Raw genomic sequence first — 22036 nt, 5'->3', positions numbered from 1 at the left:
TCACTTTTTTTTTTTTTTTTGAAAAAACCAACAATTATTTTGAAAAATTTTTTAAAATAATTGTTGGTTTTTATCTTTAATTAGGGTTTGTTTTTTGGTAAAGCTCTTTAAAACCAAACCGGCGTCATAAAAAACCAAGAAATTTTGTTTCTAAGTTGTTTTTTTTAGCTAATTTTTGTTGAAATTCAAGCATTTTTTGGTAATATTCCCTTGAAAAAAAGGGAATAATTCCATTGTAAATAAGTGTCAACCCGGGTTTGTCAAGGATGATTTTACAATCCTTGACAGGGTAAAATTCAATTGTGGCATTATCAGGTTTTTGCAAAATACTGTTAAAATCAAGGCGAAAATCGATTTTTCTTAGTTTCATTGCCAAATTGAAATTTTTAAAATGATGGTCGCCGTTGAAGCTGAAAATTATTTCTTTTTCCAAAAAGTTGTTTATTTGAACTAATTCAGGTAAAGAATTTGCCTTTTTGATCACATTTTTAGTTTGTCGGGGTGAAAGGAAAGCGAAAAATGGAGGAACAAGTCAATACCCATCAGAAAGATGGTTAATTTTCACTTTTTTCGTTTTTTGTAAAAAAGCTTGTAAATTATTAATCATATTCATTGAAAAAGGCAAAAATTCCATCCTCATCGTTTGATTTAGTGACAAAATTAGCATCTTTGGCAACTTCTTGTGTTGCCTGACCCATTGCAATTGCAAATTTTGCTACAGCAAACATTGGTAAATCATTCTTGGCATCACCAAAAACAAGCGTTTTTTGCAAATCTAACTGGTAGTTTTGCGCCAAAAACTGGAGTCCTTGACCCTTATTTGAACCAGAAATCATGATGTCAACAACATCAGGTTGGGATTGAACAAGGTAAATTCCACTAATTTGGTCTAGTTCTTGTGTTGCTTTTTCAAATTTTTCAGGATCAGAATCCCTTTTAATTAAGAGGAATTTAACAACCTTTAGCTGTGAAACTTGTTTGGCAGAAAAATCTGAATAATCAAAGAATTCTAGCGGTAATTTTTGCTCTTGACCTAATGTTTTTTGTTGATTCTTAAGGTAGAAAAATCAACTAGTTTCAATTTTGCCCTTGCTAAAAGCAAGCATATTTGTTGTTGTATAAATCAAGAAAATAATATTATTTTCTGTAAGAATTTTGAAAATTTTATCAAGATTTTCAGACAAAAATGTCTTACTAAAAATAATTGAATTTTGCTGAAAATCATAGATTAGCGAACCATTACAGCTAATAATTGGAAAATCAGGAAGAATTTGTTGATAATATTTTTTGATAAAATATCAGGGACGACCAGAACAAAAAATTATTTTTTTACCCTTTTGTTTAAGGTCAAATAGAGTTTTAGCAGTTTTGTCTGAAATATTATGTGAAGAATTCAAAAGGGTGCCATCAAGGTCAAAAACAAAATTTTCAATTGAATCTAATTCTTTTTTTAGGTCACTTTTTTTAATTTTTGGTTTGTCCATAATATGCGTTTTTACCGTGTTTTCGTTCATAATGTTTATTTTGTAAAACTTTGTTTGCTTGGTCCTTTGAAGGATTTATTAATTTTGTATAAAAAGCCATTTTTGCAACTTCTTCAAAAGTCATTGCTAATTTGACAGCATCATCAGCATTTTTGGCAGATCAACAAAAAGGCCCGTGTTCCTTTACTAAAACACCAGGAGTAGCAACAAAATCAAGATTGTGATTGCGAAAATGGTCAACAATCACAACACCAGTATTGTGTTCATATTCGCCATTGATTTGGGCATCAGATAATGAATTTGTGCAGGGAATTTCGCCAAAAAAATTATCAGCATGAGTTGTCCCAAGTGGTAAAATACTTTTTCCTGCCTGCGCGAAAGCGACCGCAAACGGTGAATGCGTGTGGACAATTGCTTGGATTCGTGAGTCAGCTTTATAAATTAGTGAGTGTGTTGGCGTGTCACTTGATGGATTCAGATTTGATTCTAAAACATTATTTTCAAGGTCAACAGGAACCATGTCACTATATTGCATCTTTTCATAAGGAATTCCGCTCGGTTTAATCACATAATAACTACGGTCCTTGCTGATAGCAGAGACATTTCCTCAAGTGTGAATTGCTAATTTTGAATTATAAAGAAGAAGATTGGCCTCAAGAACCGCTTTTTGTAATGCGATTAATTCATTTTTGTCACTAATTTTTGCCATTTGCTAACCTCAATTTTTGATTAAAAAACTCGCGTGCTGTGCGAATAATTGCAACTTGTTTTGCAAAATTTTCTGCAAAACTTGCACTTTCTAAGTAATCTTTTTCTTTGTGCCACATTTCAATAACAAAAGGAACGTTGATTTTAGCAGCTAAAATAAATTTAAAAGCACTAACAAAGTCAACATCACCGGTACCGAAATCAACATTTTTAAAAATATTAGGTAGGGTATCTTTAAAATGAAAGGCAACAATTTTGTTTGCTCCAAGTTTAATTTCAGCTTCAAGATCATTGCTGAAACGAGTTAAATTACCAATATCAGGGTATAAAAAAACATTTTTATTAATCTGATTTGAAAGATAAAGACATCGCGAAATTGTGCCAGCAAATTTTTTGTCCATTGATTCAAAAGCAATTGTAACCGAATATCTTTTAGCCAAAAATGCAATTTTTTTCATTGTTTCAACGAAAAAAATTTCTGAATTTGGGTGTTTTTCTTCATAATAAATATCATAAGCAGCCAATTGAATAATTCTAATCCCTAATTTTTTGGCAAGAATCAAGGCTTTTTCCATGATTTCTAGCGCTTTTTGGCGAACATCCAAACTAGCTGAGCCAAAAGGAAATTTTCGGTGTAATGAAAGACAGAGTGAATTAATCAAAAAATTTTCTTCATGCAAAGTAGCTAAAATAGGGTTCAAATCTTGACTTGTTCAATTAAGTCGAGCTGCAAACTCATCAGTTTCATCCACTGACATTTCAATAAAATCAAATCCGGCTTGCTTTGCAATTTTGATTTTATCAACAAAAGAAAAACGCTTGTCAATTGCTTTTTCGTAGATTCCAACAAAAAAATTATTTTCAATATTTTTTGAATTCATCTTTAAATTCCTTTGCTTTTGCCTCAGGGTCCTTGGCATCACGAATTGAACGGCCAGCAATGAAAATATAAATTGGGATATCTTTAAATAACTTAATATCCTCAACCTCAACACCACCAGTTATTGTAACTTTAAATCCCATATCAGCTAGTCTTCTGACAATTTCAATGTCAGTTTGTGATCATTTTGAACCTGAAGCTTGTGAATCACGTGGTCGGTGTCAAACAGCCTGTGTAGCTCCAGCAGATTTCCATTCTTCAACTTGCTGTCAAGTGAAATTTTTTGTCATTTCAATTTGAATTTCTTTTGGCAGCGGTGAGTTGTAGGTTGTTGAAAGCTTAACAAGATCACGAATTGTTGGAGTTTCAGCTGCGCAAATTACTGTTGTGAAATCAGCGCCTTCATCAAAAAACATTTTTCCAAAAATAGTCCCAGCATCAGCGATTTTACCGTCAGCAACAATAATTTTGTCTGGAAAAGCATGGCGAATTTCAGTGATTGCCTTTTTTCCTTCAGAAGCCAACAAAATTGTTCCAACCTCAAGAATATCAAGATACTTTTCAGCTTTTTTAGCTGAATTGATTGCGTCTTCAATTTTTTGATTGTCAAGTGCAATCTGCAAAAGTGGTAAAGCCATACTTTCCTCCTACCCTATTTTATAATATATTTTAAATTATACATATAAAGTTATTTTTTACAATAGATTTTTTAATTTTTTTAAAAAAAGCTGCAATTTTAGCAAATAAAATTACCAAAGTGATTTTATCTTCTTTTGATAAATTGTAAAAGAAATTTGTTGTAAAATAATTAAATTTTGTGTAAAAAATCCTTGATAAAAAATAACCATAATTTACTAATACTTACTTTCTAACTTAGTTAGTTCAAGATTTTTGGTTTTAGATTTTAGAAAAAAGCAAAAATCGCGTTTTTCTAATATAAACGAAGGAATTTTTGGATTTTGAATTTACATTAACAATTTTGTGTTTTATTATAGAAAACAATATATAATTTACTTAATATCAATTTTTTTATATTAAATATATTTTAAGGAACGCTATGAAAACTAACAAATCTATAAAAAACATATTCAGGTTTGCGCCATTATTAAAACTAGTATTTGCATCCTCTTTAATTATTGTTCCAATAATTAAAGCAGCAGCTATGCCAAAAAATTCTGGTGACAAAAATTCTACTGAAGATTTTAAAATCGCTCTAGAACACGAAGCAAGTAAAGTTCTTAATCAACTTGAACAAACTTCAACAGAAAATTTTCTCAATATTCAAGATCTTCAAATCGAAGCTAAAAAAATTACTAACATCAATAAATTTAAAAAGGACTTTAATGACTTTATTAACAAAGTAAAGGCAAACCCAAATTCAAACCTTGAAACACTTGCAAAAACAACACTTGCTGCTAGGGGGATAGATTTTGATAAAATTAAGAAACAATATCAAGCAAAAACAAAATTTCTCACTACTTCATTTTCAAGCGCAGTTATTATGCCAAGACGAAAATCTATGTGAGGCGTACCTCTTCCATGAGATCCAAAAAAGGTAAGTTTTCAGAGAATACCAGCAGAAGGAATTCCACAAGATGATTCATCATTTAAACAATTTTCTGCAGGAATTTGAAAGGCTCATGTGAAAACGGCAACATTTGCAGCAATAAGTTTTGGTCTTGCAGTAGCTTATGGAATTGCGCTTAACTTTATTGCTGCTGTATCTGCAGGTGCTGCGGGCGCAACACTTACTTATCTTTCAACAAAATACAGACAACTTTATGATGAATTAGAAAAAGCTGCATTTGACATTAGAAATAAATTTGACAATCCGTTAGCAAATGAAACGCAAATTGTTGGCATTATTGGAAGCGTTAACAAATGAGCCAGAGGTGTTTTAAGTTTGGCGAGCAGCCTTAAAAAAATGCAAATGACAGTCAGACCGATCCTCTTAACTTCAAGTGCAATTTCAAAAATCGGCGTTGTAGTTTCACTTATTGACCTTACCCAGGGATTAATTAGCGAATTACTTGATCGCCTGGTTGTTATTACCAAGTAAAAATTAATTTGTAAAATATTTTTACAATACCAGTTAATATTCTTGTGGATCCGGCAATTCAGGTGGTTCAAAAGGCCCTAACATTTCATAATAGTTAATCGGATCGTACAAAATTGGTGAGCCAGCACCATTTGACATTGAAACAATTCAAGAAGATTTGCCAGGTTGATTTGTAAAACCATTTATTGGTTGTTTTTGAAATCAATAATTTCAGCTTGTATTTTCTAGTTTTATATTAGGATATTTGTCGTTTTTTTCTTTATTATTAATATAAATAACTTTTCAGCTTCAACCAGTGTATCTAGTTCCATATATAGGATTATCATCACCAGTTTGGATTTTTCACCCACTTGTTCCACTCTGTAACTCCGGATTTTTCCTATTTCGGTAAAACACACTATTTAAAACACTATCATCAGTTGTTCATTCTGCATAAGAAGGAGCTGACCAAAATACTTTTGAGACATTTTTTTCAAATTTTCCAATACGGGGGATCACTTCTTCATTGCCTTTATTAATAAATCTTTGATAATTTGTTCCCTGTTGAATAATAGATGCTGCATCATGCGGATTTTCTGATCGTGAATAAGGCATAATAAAACCATTAAGCCCATAAGGTGACTTGGCAGCAAAAGAATAAAGATTTTGTTTTGAATCCTGTGAGTTCGTCTTAAATTGCAAGGAAATTGGTAGATTAACAATTTTCCCTGCAGGGTACCAAAGTTTTTCACCTTCAAGTGAACTTGGCACACGGAAGCCAGCCGTATTTGACTTAATTCTTCAATAAAGAGTTAAGTATTTAATATTATTTTTAACATTTGTTTTTGTTCTAACTGCCACTGGTGGACCTGGGATTTTAATGGTTTCAAGTGGTTGTTGTCAACCTTTGTTTTCAACAATACCTCGATCAGGTTTTTGCAAAGATTTTGAAGAATCAGATTTATCTCAACCATTTGTAGCAATTACTTTTAGCCAATCTTGTTCCTTATAAGGGGTTAAGTGTGGAAATTCACCAAAAGGATTATATTCTTTTCCGGTTGGTTGAATCAACCCGTTTGGATCATAAATTGCATAAGTAAATCCCATAAGTCCTGGGTTCATATAATCAACATTTATTGGCGTTACAATTGCCAATTGGGTTGTTAATTTAAATTTAATTGATTGTTGTTGTTGTTGTAAATAACCAATTTGTGTACTAGAAGAATCAGTTGGATTTTCTTGGTATTTACTTACATCCTTAATAATAATTTCAATTTGGGCTGCGATTATGCTTTTTAAACTTGTGGGCTGTATTTTTAAACTTGCTGTTACAGTTTCAGGATCCCATTTTAAATCAGAAATGGTAAGATAGCGCTTGAATTTAGTGATTTCACGTTCAACTCGCAAAGGTGAATAACCCTGAGTAGCTTCACTTTGAAAATCTGGAGTATTATCACTAATAATACTACTACTATAGCTATGATGAGGAATTAATTCTAATTTCAGGTTATTTTTTAACCAGTCAATATTAATTGCTGTTGCTGCTTCCTTGTTGAATTTAATGTAAATTTGTTCACCTTCATAATAATCATATCTGATTGGATGTGACCATCCACTTTCAAGTTTTACTGGAATGTTCAAAGGAGCAAAATAGATTTTATCAGGACTACTACTTTTTTTAATAGGTAATCCTTCAACATCTTTAAGAAATTTAAGTAATTCTTCAGTTGGTTTAAGACCACTTATTTTATGATTGTCTTTAACTGCACCATCAAGAGGCTCAGCACTAGTTACTTCATAAATAGCACCCGGATCAAGATTTGAAATATTAAAAGTTAATTTTTTGGTTTTTGTATTTATTAAAACAGGAAGTGAAGTATTTTCAATACTTTCAGCAAAAACAGTTGGAAAAATCTTTTTATATTTTAGTACAAAAGGAACATCAGCAATTGAACTAGTTTGCTTTTCATCTTTTAATTCAATTTCAATATTTACACTTGAAGTAGAAAGGGGTTTTAATGTTACGGGGTTAGCAGTAGCAAGGCTTAAATTCTTTGCTGTTGTCCGAAACTTACGCAAAAATTGTTTTGCCCCTGATTGAATTTCTGGGACAAATTCTACTGTAAGATCTTGTAAAGGAGCGTTTTGTTGACTTTGATTGCCACCACCTGAAGATGCAAGTGCAACCGAAAAAACATTTAAAACCACGTTTTCTGAACTCCAACCTGAAAAAATCTTTTTAACTCAAAGTGACAAAACACAAACTTCTTCCACTTCGCAAGAATATCAAAGTGAAAATTTAACCTTAAATCTTGACCCTGTTTCAATGTGATCGCTTGCAGGTAAAAAAATAAAGGTTAAATTTAAACCTCAAGGTCCCAAAGGTGAGGAACTAAAACAACCTGCTGAAAATAGTCAAGAAAAAGAATATGAATTTACAGTTAATTCAGATATTTCAAAAAAAACCTTAGAAGCCAAATTGACTAATCAACAAGTTACTGACAACAAAGACAACAACTTTTTTCCCTCAACTACTTACAAAATCACTAAAATTGAGACAGTTGAAACTAATAGAGCAAATAAAATAAGTTTAAATCTTACTGATTCTTCACAACAAAAAACTAACAACCTTCAATTTACAACCCAGTTGGCCCAACCGCCATTAAAAGAAGTAAAAATTTCTAATTTTTACAATAAACAAGGGCTAGATGACACTTTTGAGCAACATATTTACTTTGCCTTTGATGATCCCTATCGAGCAATTGATGAATCATCAATTAAGGATTGAAAATTAATTCTTGAAGGAACAACTGATAAAAACAAGAATAATGATGCAACTGATGCTTCTTCATGGGAACAAGTAGCCAAATATGAACCTGAAAGTGCTAGTTCAAACGGTGTTGTTTTGTTTAACCCACGGGAATTAGATGCTCCAGAATTTCAATATAATGAAGATCCTGAATTGCAAAGAATTCTAGTTGAGCAACAAAGACTTGAGGACCAAATCAAAATAATTGAGAATGAAATTAACGATTTTTCTACTCATGATCAAAAGCGAATAGATTTAGTAAAACAACTTGCTAGCAGTAGTTTTAAAGCCCAGTTTCAAACACAACTTGAAGAAGAAAGTGAAAAAATCAAACAAGCAATTGAGGCAAGGAAACAAAAGCTTGAGGCAAGACAAGAAGAACTTAAAAAAATCAAGGCCTATGCAGATTTTGAAAAACAACAGCAAGATAAAAATAAATCTATTTCTAATATCAGAAAACAACAACCTTATAGACGTTATTTTGCTTTCACACTTAAAGGAAATGCGTCTTGACTAAAATATTATAAAATGAGAGTTGCAATTCAGTACAAATATTTTAAAGACAATGATAATCGAAGTGCATCTGAATTTGCAAAATTAATAAGTAGCGCCAATACAAATCAGACATTAAATTCAAACTCAAAAACCGAAGTCTATTCATCTCAGACTTCTCAGACAACCGCCGTTTCAAGAATTTCAACTTTAGAATTAACTGATTTTGAAAAATACACCAACCGAATTTTGCTTAAAAAATCATTTATTAAACCTTTAAATCAAATTGGTGCTTATATTGAAATGGAATTTGAGGATCCAAAAGGGCTGTTAAGCGAGTTAAGAAATAAATTTAATAAAGCTTGAATGTATAGTTTGGATGATCTGAATGATTGAGTTAAATTAACATCAAATATTTTATTTAATGATACGTTTGAAACAATTAAAAATCCGAATGCGACATACGAAGGCAATACAAAATATAAAGTTGATTCATCAAACGACACAGGTACTAATATTCAAATTGTCCCAAAAAATCAGTGAACAGCTAGCAATTCTTCCCATTATAACCTTGATTTTGATGTTAGAGGTTATGAATATGATCTTAAAAATCCGTTTTCTCAATTATTATCAGACCAAAGCAAAAAATACATTGAACTTGTAAATTCAATACCAAAAACATTGAATCCAGATGTGGTGTTACAAGAAAATAAGCTTAATAATCTTTTTTATACTTTAAGACTTGCAAAAGTTAACGTAAGTTCTAGTGATCCAAAAATAGTAAAAATTGGTTTAATAATCACAAGTCATTATAGATTTCCTGATGCTTTTGCAAAGAAAATAATCAGTATTTTTCCCAAATTTTTAAGTGGTAATACTAGCGCTTCTAGCGCTGATGCTAAAAATTTCCAACCTTTAATACCACATTTATCAAAAAATGTTAATCTAACTTTTATGACTTCACCAATTATCAAAAAAGAAGACCCTTATTGAGGTAATTTCTGGGCAAATCCTAGTGGCGATGTCTGGTATACTTCTGAAATTAGACAATATGACAAATGAAGTCAAGCTTCTCTAGTTGTCGGTGCATTTAAAAAATCCATTTATGAAAAAATAAAACAACAATTCACCGGTGCTTATAAAAATTATGATTTTGAAAAAACACTTTTTATTGGGCCTACAGGCCCAATAAAATATTTAGGTGAAAATCCTCGAAAAGCCGATGATAATATTCCTGAACAAAGCATAGTTCAATATTCTAGAAAACCAATTTTAAGTCATATAGAACATGATTTTTTTGATAATAAAAAAAAGCGCGAACCCTTTGGTATAAAATCAACAAGTTATGATAAATCTTCCAAAACATTTACAATAAATTTTTACAGCCCATATTCAGTAAAAAATGCAAAAATCCAAGAAATTATGCCAACAGTTTCATATGCAACATTTATTGACCAAACTGGAAAAATTTATTTATTTGGTAATAAAAATGGCCTTCCAATCAGATTACAAGATGATATTGATACCTCAAAATGGGAATTAAAAATTAACCTCGCGCCATTAAATTGATCAGAAAATGACTTACCTGCAACTGATACAAATCTAAATTTTATGGGTATACTTGTTTTTCCATATTTACCACCAAATTTTGCACAAAACAAGTATTTAAAACAATTTGTTGGCGGGCGCCAATATGTAGTGAATGAACAATACAAAAGCTTTATGAAAAATGGTAAAACATCTAAATACCTTTTACCCATAAAGGGTTACAACGGGTTACAAGTAGATGCTGAAAATCCGTATTTTATACCCTGAACAAAACATGATAATGCCTGGGATCGTATTGTTTACTAATAATTTTTAAATCTTATTCCTATTAAATTGTCTCAAACACTCACAATGAAAAAAAAAAGAAATTCAATAATAATTTAGCCATTAATGTAGCGCTAAGTTGTAATTTTTGGCAAAATTAGAGTAAAATAAAAAATCTATTGCAGCAATAATTAGGAAAATTTTGCAAAAATTTTAAATATTTTAGGATTCTAAAAGGATTTTAAAAAGGTCTTACAAAAACAAAATATTTAACAATAAAAAACAAGGTAAATTAGTATATTAATTTAGACACATTAAGAAAGGGTGTGTCAAAATGAAACAATATAAATTCACAGTTGAACAGAAAATTAAATACACAAAAATTGCTGAATTTCAAGGGTTAAAAATTGCAATTTTGCATGTGTATGGAAATAATTTAATACGAAATTGACAACAAAAGCTTTTCAATAATGCTATGAAAATTCTAATGAGCGCTTGCCGAAAAAGCAAATCTTCTCGCAGACTAAAAAAGAAGTACACAATCAGCGATCTTTCTAAAAATAATCGTGGAATTTATCAAGAAATAATGGGAAAATGCTCTTTAAAAAAAGGCGCGGAATTAATATTGTAATAGTTTTGATGAACTTAAAAGACGAAAGTAGGAAGTCAAAAAGGATAAGCAAAGAATCAAAAATGGTACTAAAATTTGTAGTTTTCTAAATGTTAGCCGGACCTCGATTTATGAAAAATAAAAGTGAAAAAACCCGCAAAAGAAAATGATTTACGGCAAAAAGTTGTTTGAATGAATTCAAAAAAAATTTTGTATAGATTCTATTGCTAATTTTAAAAATTTAACTGAACATCAAATTTTTATCTAAATTGTGCAAAACAAATAGAGTGTTATTTCCTATTTAAGCAATCAATTTATGAGATTGTTAATATTTTTCTTGCCAATCTTTTAGTTGATTTTTTTTAAATTAATTATGATAAAATTTTAGATAACTAAAATTTGAAAGCACCCAATGATAAAACTATCAAAATTTAAAATTATTTTTGGTATAGTCACTATTACAACAGCATTTACACTGCCCTTTTTAATATTAAGTATTAATGAAAAAACTGTCAAAAATCATAAAAATATATCTGACACAGCTTTTGTCAAAAAATTAAAATCCGAATCCTTGAAAGTGATTTCTGCATTAAAACAAAAAAATGTTAAATCATTTTCTTCTACTAGCGACAGTTCTAAAGAGCAAATTAAGGATTTTTCAAAATTTGAAAAAGATTTTCAAGATTTTATAGATGAAGTTTCGCAAAATCTAAATTTAAATCTAAAAAAGCTTGCTAAAGAAAAATTAGTTAAAAAAGGTGTTCCCGCTGATAAAATTGAACAAATATTTGCCACTAAAAGTTTAAAAAATAGCAAAATTAAAAATCAAAATTCAATTATTAAACCTCAAACCTTTTCTTCTAAGAGTGCTTCTTCCTTAAAAATGGAGGAATTTGCTAACAAACTTTGAGACCAACATGTTTCTAGTGCCGCATTCGCAGCAATAAATTATGGTCTTGCTATAGCTTATGGATCTGCCTGAATGTTTGGGTCAGCGGCCGCTAGCACAGTAGCTGGCGGAATCCTAACATACCTTTCAATCGAGTACAAAAATACTTATAACGCTCTTGTATATGACAAAAATTGATCTGCTATTAAAAAATTAAATGTTACTTATTGACTCGAAAAAGGTTCCAGAACTTTGTCTTATTATAGCATCGGATCTTCAGCCGAAAAAATAGTTAAGAAATTAAATTCATTAAGAAAAATACAAACAACAGCAGTCGTTGGTTTACAAGCGGTAAAATGAGCTACTCCACAAGTTAAAATCATATTATTGGCGATTGATTTTTTTCAATCAATTATTTCTGTTTAGGTTAATAAAAAATGAATTTTTGGTCAACAGTTGAGAAATTTGTAAATCTTAAAATTCCAAAAAAATTCTCAAAAATACCGTTCTTATCGAATATTTTGTACTTTAGACTTTTTTCTTATTTAGTTTTTAAATTTAACCCTAACAAGCAAAAAAAGCACTATTTTTTGCTTGTTATACTTTCTTTAATAACATATCCACTCCCTTTTTTTGCGCTTGTTTCAGTATTAACTTTAAGTCATAATGGTGATTTTTTAAGACATTTTTATTTAAAAATTTTTAATAATTATTTTATTATGCATTTTTTTGAAATAACTACTTATTTAGTTTTTTATTTTCCTTGTTGGTATTTTTGTAGTTTTTTACAGAAAATTTTTCGTTTTTATTTAACAAAAAAAGTTAAGAAAAAGTTAGGTCAATTAAATCCAGAAAATAAATTTGACTTTTTGGCTAACTTCGATTACAATAAATATTATAATTTTGCGTGTCAAAGAAAACTTTATTGACGTTATTTTGAAAGTCAAAACTGGTATAAATCTGATCAAATTATTGAAAATATTATCAAGTCAATGAACCTTTCTTCATGACTTACAGATGGTTATTTACCAAGGTACTATTCTCATATAATTTTACAAGTTTTTTTGTTCAATGCTGAAAATTCAGAATTGAAAATTAATCAAAAAAACTGAAAATATTTCTTAATATTTTATTTTATTTTTACAACAATACATTTCATATTTACGTGATATTGGCTTTGATTGTTTTATGTATATTATCATGAAGGTGAATTAAATGAGAACCTATACAAAAATCTTTTTGACGATAATGTTGTTTGAGTCATTCCATTAGGGTTTGTTTTTATAGGTTTTAACTTGATACCGACGCTTTATTATTATCCAAAAAGATGGGTGACATTTTGACTATTTGAAAGCTAAAAAATTATTTTAATTAGAACCTTAATTAATCTTAAAAAGACAAAGTCTAAATAAATCAGCTAATTGTTTATACTTTTAATGCAAATTAATACTATTTTTATTCAAGCAAGTTTAACATGAGTTTTTGATTAACAGTTGAAAAATTTGTAAACCTTAAAATTCCAAAAAAATTCTTAAAAATACCGTTTTTATCGAATATTTTGTACTTTAGACTTTTTTCTTATTTAGTTTTTAAATTTAATCCTAACAAGCAAAAAAAGCACTATTTTTTGCTTGCTTTACCTTCTTTAATAACATATCCACTTCCTTTTTTTGCAATTGTTCTAGCATTAATCCTCAATCCTAATGCAGATTTTTTAAGACATTTTTATCTAAAAATTTTTTAATAGTTATTTTATTATACTTCCTTTCGAAATATCTACTTACTTGCTTTTTTATTTTCCTTATTCGTATTTTTGCAGTTTTTTGCAAAAAATTTTTCAACTTTATCTAATAAGAAAAGTTAAGCAAAATTTTGGTCAACTAAATATTGAAAATAAATTTGATTTCCTAACTCACTTTGATTACGATAAGTATTACAAGTTCATTTTAACTGAAAAAACTTACTCTAGGGCAGGTGTAACTAAAGACGATCGAAATGACACTAGTAAAATAGTAACCAATATTCTCACAATATTTGACAGTAAAATTACTCCACTATTTGTTGGTAGAATTTTTTTTAAACATTATGCACAAATAGTTTTGCAAGTTTTTTTATTTAATAGCGAACATCATACATTAAAAATTAATCAAAAAAATTGGAAAATTTTGCTTTTTATTCATTTTATATATTTTGTTTTTAATTACGCTTTATTTTTATTTTTATTTTGATTAGCTGTGGATTATTTTACTAACGGCCTAACAGAAAATGTTGAACTTAAAAGACGAAAGTAGGAAGTCAAAAGGATAAGCAAAGAATCAAAAATGGTACTAAAATTGGTAGTTTTCTAAATGTTAGCCGGACCTCGATTTATGAAAAATAAAAGTGAAAAAACCCGCAAAAATAGTAGTAATTCTGACACTATATTATAACAAGCTCTATTTTTGTGTAGTATTTTATAATTAGATCATAACTTATTTTGTCTTCAGCTTTATTTGTGGTAAAATTATTTATGGTTTTCAGATTACTTGATATAATCAGGACTTGAAAGACGCATTAATTTAAAAGGAAATTTATGAATCAAAAAAAAAAAAAAAAATTGCTATCGGTTTTGACTTAGGGATAGGTTCAGTTGGATGAGCAATTATTGATTCTGAAACAAATGAAATCTTGAATTGAGGTTCTCGTCTTTTTTCAGAAAGGGAAAAAGCAGCCGGTCGGCGTGATAACAGAAAACGCAGAAGAAACATCCGTCGTAGACAATATAAAAATGAAAAATTCTTAAAATTAATTTTAAAGTCAAAAAGCATTTTTGATTTTAAAAACATTGATGAAATTAAAAACTCTTTTATAAAAAGTTCTAATGAAAATACCAACATTTTAAATCTAAAAATCAGAGCACTTACTGAAAAAATAGATCCAAAAGATCTTGCTTGAATTTTGCATGACTACCTTGAAAACAGAGGTTATTTTTACGAACTTGATGAAGAAGAGGAAGGCAAAAAACATAAAAAACATACAGGTGATAAATTTCCTACTGAAGTTTTAAATGAATTTTTCAGGAAAAATAATTTTTTTAAATCAAGCAAAATCAACTTTTCAAATCAGCAATGAACAGATGAAATCAAAAAAGTTTTTGAAGTGCAAAAAATTGATGATGAGTTCCAAGAAAGTTTTTTAAGACTTTTTAATTTTATAAGAGATTTTGCAAAAGGACCAGGATCTGAACATAGTGCCAGTGAATATGGAATTTGAAAATTTGATAAAAAGCAAAATAAAATCGTCCAACAATTCGAAAATATTTGGGATAAAACAGTTGGAAAATGTAGCTTTTTCCCAAATGAATTAAGATCCTCCCTTAATTTTGTTTCTTACGAATTTTTTAATCTTTTAAATGAATTAAGCAATTTAAGATCAGAATGTGACGTTGATTGAAAACTCAAAAAAGAAGACAGGGATAACTTGCTTAATGAATTGCTTTCTAAACGAAAAAATATTGACGTCAAAAAAATTAAAAAAATCATAATCAAGGATCTTGGTTTAGACGGTAATGAAGAAATAAATGATGGTCATTTCCGGGGTAATGAACTTCTTAAAAATGAAAATGATATTGAAACAAAATTAAAAGATAAAACAAAAACTACAAATATTTTACTAGAAGAAATTGCTAAACATGCAGAAAAATCTAAAGACTGAATTAGTGTTGATAATTTTGTAGATCACCTTGAAAAACTTGATTCAATTTGTTCTGTTTTAGAAAAATATAAGGAAAAAAGAGACAGGTTTATTGAGGAACTCAACAAAACAGGGGCTTTAGGACACTTTGAAATTAAAAACAAAGATGAATTTATCAACGCTTTGCTTAAAAACAAAAAACTTAGCTTCAAAAAAATAGGAAGTCTTTCAGAAAAAACAACAAGATTATTTGTTGCAAAAATGCTTGAAACAAACAAAAATTCTGAATCTATAAAATGAGAAGATGAAGAAATTAGAGAAATTGTTCAAAAAAGCAATGAAAACAAAAAACCGCCAACAAAATACTTAAATCCTTTTGTTCTTAAAGATGAAGTTCTACCCCCAGCAGTTAAGCAAACTTCTGAACAAGCAATAAGTGTTTTGAACAGAATTATTAAAAAATATTCAAAAAATTACGAAATTTCCGGAATTTACATCGAAATTCCACGTGATAAAAATGATAAAAAAGCAAAAAAAGCAAAAAAACAAAAAACTAATTTTTCCAAAGGTCTTGATCAAGTTTATGAAACCATAAAATATGACCTTGAATCAAGAGGTATTTCAAGACGGGATTTAGACAATAAGCCAGCACGATTGTTGCAAAAATTAAAACTTTATTACCAACAAGACGGAATTGATCTATATTCACTTGAAAAAAATTCACTTGAAAAAAATTCACTTGAAAAAATTGATCTTGTTGACCTAATAAATAATAGTGAACAATATGAAGTTGACCACATTATCCCTTGATCTGATTCACTTGATAATTCATTGTCAAATCTTGTTTTAACAACACGCAAAGAAAACAATGCTAAATCAGATTTGTGTGCGGCTGCATACATGAAAACAAAAGGTGAACAAATTTACAAAAACTATAGAGCAACAATAAATAAATTATTTAATCCTAAAAACAGACAAAAAGATAGTGATAATTATCCTTTTGCTCTGGACAATAAAGCAATGCTTAAAAAGTTAAAATTCCTTTATTTAGAAAAAATTGACCCTCACCAAAGGGAAGATTTTTTGTCAAGACAATTAAATGATACAAGATATTCAACAGTATTATTTCGCGATGCTGTCATAGAACATTTTAAGGATAATCCAAATTTTGCCTATGAGCAAAAAATAAAAGTATTTACATTAAACGGGCATCACACAGCTGCTATTAGAAAACAAATTTTTCCAAAAAAAGACCGTGAGGACAACTCTCACCATGCAATGGATGCTGCCATTATTGCCATAATGGCAAATGAAAACCGACATGCTTTAACCAAGTTGTTAACACTCCAGGATAATGTTTTGTTTTCAAAATATGAACTAGGCGAAGACGGTGCTAAAATCAATAAAGAAACTGGTGAAATTACAAAACATTCGGAATATGAAAGCAAAAAACTTAAATTAATAAAACAAATTTCCGGATTGGTAAAAGAAAAAATTGAAAATGCTCAGGATAAAGTTAAAATCAAGTTTTCAAGAAAAATCAAAAATTCTACAAACGGGTCTTTGTTTGGCGAAACATTGTATGGTCTTAGACAAGATGATGATGGTAAGTTTGATAAAATTGAGAAAATTAACTTAGTTAATCCAAAAAATTTGAAAAATTTGCAAGAATGTTTTGCTGATCCTGAAAAAAATGGTGTCTTGATGTATAAAAGCCATAAATCTGAATTTGAAAAATTAAGAAAAATTTTTAATCAATTTAATGAAAATAAAAAGAATAATCATCCTTTTCACAATTATATGGATTGATTAGTTGAAAAAGAATATGTAGATCCAGAAGAAAAAGCAAATGCACTAGGCGCAAAGAAGCTAATTTATTTTGATCCTTCTACTGAGAGAAAAACGCTTTTTAAGGATTTAAGACTGGTAACAGAAAAAAATGTTAATAAAAATTTTGTCTTTGTTAACAAAAAGCAAGGTGAAAAATCTTTTCAAACTGGTAAAAATCAACTTTTTGCGCTTGTTTATAAAAATAAAAAAGGAGAATTTAATTCTATTCCTGTAAATTTTTTGACCAAAAAATTTGGAACCGAGCTTGATCGTGATTTTTATTCCTTGGATGAATCAAAATACAATCAAGAAAATCTAAAAAAATACAAAGATAATTTAGGTATTGATTATGAATCGAAACCAATATTGGCAATCAAAAAATCTGCAATTGTAAAATTAAAGGTTGATAAAAAATTTACTTTTGATTCCAAAGATGAGCAAGGAAAAACTATCAAAGATGAGCAAGGAAAAACTATCAAGAAAGAACTGCTTATAAGTGTAAATGATGATCATTATTTTTGTATTACTGGGATTTCCAAAAGAAAAACGGACGATACTGGATTTACAATAAAATCACTTAAACTAAATGAATTAAATGATAAAGAAATGATTACCAAATCTTTCCTTATTGAATTTCAATTTGTGAGCCTTGATGAACTTGGAAATGAATATGCATCTGTAGAACAAAAAAAAATAGAAGATTATTTAATTAATGAAAAACAATAAATCCATTAGTGAATAATTAGTGATTCACAAAACAAAAATTTAGAATGCTAAACAAAATTTAAGACTAATTAATAAACAAAAATAAATTAATTTTTCACTTGAAAAACCTTTTGTTTCAAAATCAACAACCTGCCAAAATGGCAGGTTGTTGATTTTCATGCACCAGGCGCTATTTTTGTTTAAAAACAAACTCAAGTTCTACTCTAATAAGAAATTGTACAGCACAAAAACCGAACTATGCAACTTAATAACTTATTTAGAGTTTTACTCTAATAAGAAATTGTACAGCACAAAAACGTCTTTCATGCTTTGAAAAATTCAATTTGCGTTTTACTCTAATAAGAAATTGTACAGCACAAAAACACATTGTCATTTAAATAAATAGGATAATTAGTTTTACTCTAATAAGAAATTGTACAGCACAAAAACTTGTTTAAAACAACTGGATTTTTATATAACGTTTTACTCTAATAAGAAATTGTACAGCACAAAAACGTTTTAGACAAAGACGAATACGAATTATAAGTTTTACTCTAATAAGAAATTGTACAGCACAAAAACGTTAATTGCAAACGGCTATTAACATTATCTGTTTTACTCTAATAAGAAATTGTACAGCACAAAAACGGCTCGCTTTTCATTTTCCGATATTCTTCGGGTTTTACTCTAATAAGAAATTGTACAGCACAAAAACTAAATTATCCATTTTTAGCTCTTCTCTAAAGTTTTACTCTAATAAGAAATTGTACAGCACAAAAACTTCTGGTTATTTTTATATAAACGCGATAAAGTTTTACTCTAATAAGAAATTGTACAGCACAAAAACAGTAACCTTAATTTGTTAAGTAATTTAGACGTTTTACTCTAATAAGAAATTGTACAGCACAAAAACATTCTACTGTTAATAAATGTAAATGGTGTTGTTTTACTCTAATAAGAAATTGTACAGCACAAAAACAGCAACCTTAATTTGTTAAGTAATTTAGACGTTTTACTCTAATAAGAAATTGTACAGCACAAAAACCTATTTATAATTTATTTATTAATTATTATTGTTTTACTCTAATAAGAAATTGTACAGCACAAAAACATGTCTTCTTTTTCTAATTTTTCCTGGTTAGTTTTACTCTAATAAGAAATTGTACAGCACAAAAACCAGTTAATAAAGACGATATTTTAGCGAATAGTTTTACTCTAATAAGAAATTGTACAGCACAAAAACAAAACAAAGATAAAATATTATTTTTTTTGCGTTTTACTCTAATAAGAAATTGTACAGCACAAAAACTTATCGTCTACTGATAAAAACAATATCATAGTTTTACTCTAATAAGAAATTGTACAGCACAAAAACTATGTTCTTCGATTAAAAATTTTTGTTTTTTGTTTTACTCTAATAAGAAATTGTACAGCACAAAAACTTACATTCTGCAATAGCGTATTTTTTGTTTGTTTTACTCTAATAAGAAATTGTACAGCACAAAAACGCATACGACGAAAATGAATATTTCGATCAAAGTTTTACTCTAATAAGAAATTGTACAGCACAAAAACTAGTCCGTTCAAACGGTAAAATAATGTAAATGTTTTACTCTAATAAGAAATTGTACAGCACAAAAACAGAACTTGTTTTTAAAAATGATTCAATTTCGTTTTACTCTAATAAGAAATTGTACAGCACAAAAACCTCATTTCAAAGAAAAAAACTGATTTTTTTTTTTGTTTTTCCTTAAAAAAGTACCGGTTTTTGGGCTTTTTTACTCAAAAAAGGTCTTTTTGATAATATTAAGGTGATAACGGAATTCATTTTTCTTATTTATATCGGAAAATAGGGACTCATTTTCCAAAATTTCCCTATTTTTATGATTTTCAAAGTAGCGAACAACAGGTATGGGTGTTTTGATGTCAACAATTACTTTATTTTTATAAAAACTAACAAGTTCAAGTTGTTCATATTTATTAATATACTTAGTAAAATCAGTGGTTAAAATTATAAATTTTGTATTTGTAAATTGCAAAAGGTCAGTTAAATTAATAAATTCCAAATCTTTGAGGAAAACCAGTGGTTCAGCTTTGTTTGCAAAAACAATTTCCATTATTTTTGCAAAATTATTTTTTGAAAGCAAGATGTTTGCATTAATCTCAAATAATGACTTTAATAATTTAGTATTATCAATTTGGTATTCAAGTAGTTCAAAACCTAATAAAGTATTAATTTTATCAATTATCATTCGGATTTCTTGATTATTAAAAAAATCGCTATTTTGCCACATTTCATTTTGAATAATTTGGCTACCTAGTCAATTTTTTGGACTTAAACTAAGGAAATCAGCAATTTTGTTTAAATAAGTAAAAACGCTAATATCCTTAATTGAATAAAGTTTTCCATCTAAATCAAGCGATTGGATACCTTTTTCATGTTCATAGTCAAAAAGGTCGTGTAAAAAAAGATCAATATTTTCACATTCAATAATTTTAATATTTTCCTTAAATTCAACTAAATTGGCTTTATTATTAAAGAAACTTAACATTATAATTTTATATACTCCTGTTCAAAATTAATAATTTCGTTTTTAGATTTTGAGCCACTTAAAATTTCCATATTTTGGTATTGTTGCTCGGTTAAAAGTAAAATACGAACATTTGAATTTTTAGGAATAATATTAACAATTTTTTTTCTTTCTGATTCATAAACTGTGTGAACAGGGATTATTTTGGCATAAATCGAATATTGAATCCGAACATAGCCTAATCTAATAAGATTTTTAACAAATTTGTTGTATTCAGGATTTTGTTGCTCATTTTCTGAATAGACATCATACATTAATAAAATTCGCATTTCTCTTGTGTTTACCTTAATTATATTAGTCAGCATTTTTATCTAGCTCTAAAATTTCGCTAATTTCAGCATCAATAAATTTTTTAAAACGAATTTTTTTATTTTTATAAGTAATATGTTTATTAAAAGATGTAAACAAATCTTCTTTGAATTCTTGAAATAAAAAAAATTTTTTATTAATATGATCAAAAACAATTTGGTCAATCCAAAAGCGATAAGGTTCCATTAAATCACAAGCCAAAGGAAAATTGTTATTAAAACTTTTATGATACAAACTAAGGCGATTGTCCATTCCTTTGGCACAAATAATTCTGGCAACATAACTAAGTAAAACAGTATAACCATAATTTAGAAGACTATTAACACGATCATCGGCTTTTTGATCGCGGATAAAATTTTCTCCAAAAAGGTGTTTAAAATACAATTTAGCCACATGGCCTTCACGATTTGTGACATCATGGTCTTCAACTTGGTCAATATAAGAAGTCATTTTTTCTTCAATTTCGGTGCTAACAAGTTTTTTTTCAACCAAAGTATCCAGTGATCTTTGGATTTTCAAACGAATAATTTTTTTTCAAGTCTGACCTTTGTACTTTAGCGACCATTTAATTTGGTTTTGAAAAATTTTATTATTATAATAGCCATTATAAGGAATTATGAGCGAATTTGGTAAATGATTTTTGCAAATAATTATATTCACTTTTTTTTTAACAAGTTCATTAATTAGCGGAATTGTAATAGTTGTTCTGTCATTTTCAAAAATAACAACGTCTACTGTGTTAATTGGAATTACAAATTTTTCAATATCACGTTTAATGATAATGTTATCAAGAAAAAGTTGAACATAATCTGATTGGTTAATTTCAATAATTTTTTTCATGTTTTTCGTTTTGTAAAATAATTTTATTATACAATAAAATTTCCTGATTACAGATTATTAAGACTAATTTTTCTCTAAAAATTTTAATTTTTAATTGTTGTTTCCTAAATTTTTTTCAGTTTTTGTCATAATTCTGACAAGGAAAAACTAAAAAAAAAAAAAAAACCTGCCAAAATGGCAGGAGTTTCGGCACTGCATATAACAGGCCTTATTTTTGTGCGACAATTTCTTATTAGAGTAAAACATTAATCAATTGTGCAAAATTAATTATACACTAAAAATTAAAATAATTTTAAAAAAATTTTTTAATTTTAAATTTCTCTAAAAAATTTAATTAAATTGATTTGGAAAACAAGAAATTATCATC

16 protein-coding genes and 1 CRISPR repeat array are annotated in these 22036 nt (G+C 28.4%); of the genes, 7 read left to right on the top strand and 9 right to left on the bottom strand.

Translation table 4 applies throughout. The features are described 5' to 3' along the window. Positions 1-76: 76 nt before the first annotated feature. Genes IM807_RS01695 through IM807_RS01675 form a run of 5 tightly spaced genes read right to left on the bottom strand, consistent with a single transcriptional unit; the run spans position 77 to position 3710 of the window. The gene (locus tag IM807_RS01695; protein ID WP_230861162.1) at positions 77-613 is read right to left on the bottom strand and encodes an MPN499 family protein; all 537 of its coding nucleotides are present in this window, start codon (positions 611-613) and stop codon (positions 77-79) included. Further along, positions 600-1484, bottom strand: coding sequence for a Cof-type HAD-IIB family hydrolase (locus tag IM807_RS01690; protein WP_230861161.1), 885 nt, complete (start codon positions 1482-1484; stop codon positions 600-602). The genes IM807_RS01695 and IM807_RS01690 overlap by 14 nt, the downstream gene beginning before the upstream one ends. Beyond that, positions 1465-2193 (bottom strand): L-ribulose-5-phosphate 4-epimerase, encoded by a 729-nt coding sequence (locus tag IM807_RS01685; RefSeq protein ID WP_196362833.1) that lies wholly within the window; start codon positions 2191-2193, stop codon positions 1465-1467. The genes IM807_RS01690 and IM807_RS01685 overlap by 20 nt, the downstream gene beginning before the upstream one ends. Continuing rightward, positions 2180-3073 (bottom strand): L-ribulose-5-phosphate 3-epimerase, encoded by an 894-nt coding sequence (locus IM807_RS01680; RefSeq protein WP_196362832.1) that lies wholly within the window; start codon positions 3071-3073, stop codon positions 2180-2182. The genes IM807_RS01685 and IM807_RS01680 overlap by 14 nt, the downstream gene beginning before the upstream one ends. Next, positions 3048-3710 carry a 3-keto-L-gulonate-6-phosphate decarboxylase UlaD gene (locus IM807_RS01675; RefSeq protein ID WP_196362831.1) on the bottom strand — a complete coding sequence of 221 codons (663 nt, stop codon included), beginning with the start codon at positions 3708-3710 and terminating at the stop codon, positions 3048-3050. Before IM807_RS01675 ends, IM807_RS01680 begins: the two co-directional genes overlap by 26 nt. 419 nt (positions 3711-4129) lie before the next feature. Here IM807_RS01675 and IM807_RS01670 point away from each other — a divergent pair, with 419 nt between their 5' ends. Then, the gene (locus tag IM807_RS01670; protein WP_196362830.1) at positions 4130-5131 is read left to right on the top strand and encodes a hypothetical protein; all 1002 of its coding nucleotides are present in this window, start codon (positions 4130-4132) and stop codon (positions 5129-5131) included. 33 nt (positions 5132-5164) lie between these two features. Here IM807_RS01670 and IM807_RS01665 read toward each other — a convergent pair whose 3' ends face one another. After that, on the bottom strand, positions 5165-7318 hold the full coding sequence (locus IM807_RS01665; protein WP_196362829.1) for a hypothetical protein: 2154 nt from the start codon (positions 7316-7318) through the stop codon (positions 5165-5167). Here IM807_RS01665 and IM807_RS01660 point away from each other — a divergent pair. The 6 genes from IM807_RS01660 (at position 7269) to cas9 (ending at position 17950) form a co-directional block, all read left to right on the top strand. Further along, entirely contained in the window at positions 7269-10265 is a 2997-nt protein-coding gene (locus IM807_RS01660) for a hypothetical protein (RefSeq protein ID WP_196362828.1), read from the top strand. The two genes, IM807_RS01665 and IM807_RS01660, sit on opposite strands and share 50 nt — an antisense overlap. A 292-nt stretch (positions 10266-10557) precedes the next feature. Beyond that, the gene (locus IM807_RS03710; protein WP_230861160.1) at positions 10558-10854 is read left to right on the top strand and encodes a hypothetical protein; all 297 of its coding nucleotides are present in this window, start codon (positions 10558-10560) and stop codon (positions 10852-10854) included. Between the two features lie 391 nt (positions 10855-11245). Next, complete coding sequence (locus IM807_RS01650; RefSeq protein WP_196362827.1) at positions 11246-12148, top strand: hypothetical protein; 903 nt, start codon at positions 11246-11248, stop codon at positions 12146-12148. 443 nt (positions 12149-12591) lie between these two features. Then, positions 12592-13080, top strand: coding sequence for a hypothetical protein (locus IM807_RS04260; RefSeq protein WP_308699286.1), 489 nt, complete (start codon positions 12592-12594; stop codon positions 13078-13080). A gap of 465 nt (positions 13081-13545) precedes the next feature. Further along, the gene (locus IM807_RS01640) at positions 13546-14013 is read left to right on the top strand and encodes a hypothetical protein (RefSeq protein WP_196362825.1); all 468 of its coding nucleotides are present in this window, start codon (positions 13546-13548) and stop codon (positions 14011-14013) included. 376 nt (positions 14014-14389) lie between these two features. Continuing rightward, positions 14390-17950, top strand: a complete 3561-nt coding sequence (gene cas9, locus IM807_RS01635; protein ID WP_196362824.1) for a type II CRISPR RNA-guided endonuclease Cas9 — start codon at positions 14390-14392, stop codon at positions 17948-17950. A gap of 195 nt (positions 17951-18145) precedes the next feature. Next, a CRISPR array of direct repeats spans positions 18146-19637; the repeat unit is 36 nt; unit sequence GTTTTACTCTAATAAGAAATTGTACAGCACAAAAAC. A gap of 70 nt (positions 19638-19707) precedes the next feature. Here cas9 and IM807_RS01630 read toward each other — a convergent pair. The 3 genes from IM807_RS01630 to cas1 are packed head-to-tail and all read right to left on the bottom strand — an operon-like array spanning position 19708 to position 21669. Further along, positions 19708-20481, bottom strand: coding sequence for a hypothetical protein (locus IM807_RS01630; RefSeq protein WP_196362823.1), 774 nt, complete (start codon positions 20479-20481; stop codon positions 19708-19710). Then, positions 20481-20789, bottom strand: coding sequence for a CRISPR-associated endonuclease Cas2 (cas2, locus tag IM807_RS01625; RefSeq protein ID WP_230861159.1), 309 nt, complete (start codon positions 20787-20789; stop codon positions 20481-20483). The genes IM807_RS01630 and cas2 overlap by 1 nt, the downstream gene beginning before the upstream one ends. A gap of 25 nt (positions 20790-20814) precedes the next feature. Next, the gene (cas1, locus tag IM807_RS01620; protein WP_196362822.1) at positions 20815-21669 is read right to left on the bottom strand and encodes a type II CRISPR-associated endonuclease Cas1; all 855 of its coding nucleotides are present in this window, start codon (positions 21667-21669) and stop codon (positions 20815-20817) included. Positions 21670-22036: the final 367 nt, after the last annotated feature.

The organism is Mycoplasma sp. 'Moose RK' (assembly GCF_015708155.1).
Lineage (GTDB): Bacteria > Bacillota_I > Bacilli_A > Mycoplasmatales > Metamycoplasmataceae > Mesomycoplasma.
Note: the sequence above shows the minus strand (reverse complement) of the source record. Positions and strands in the feature narration are given on the sequence as shown.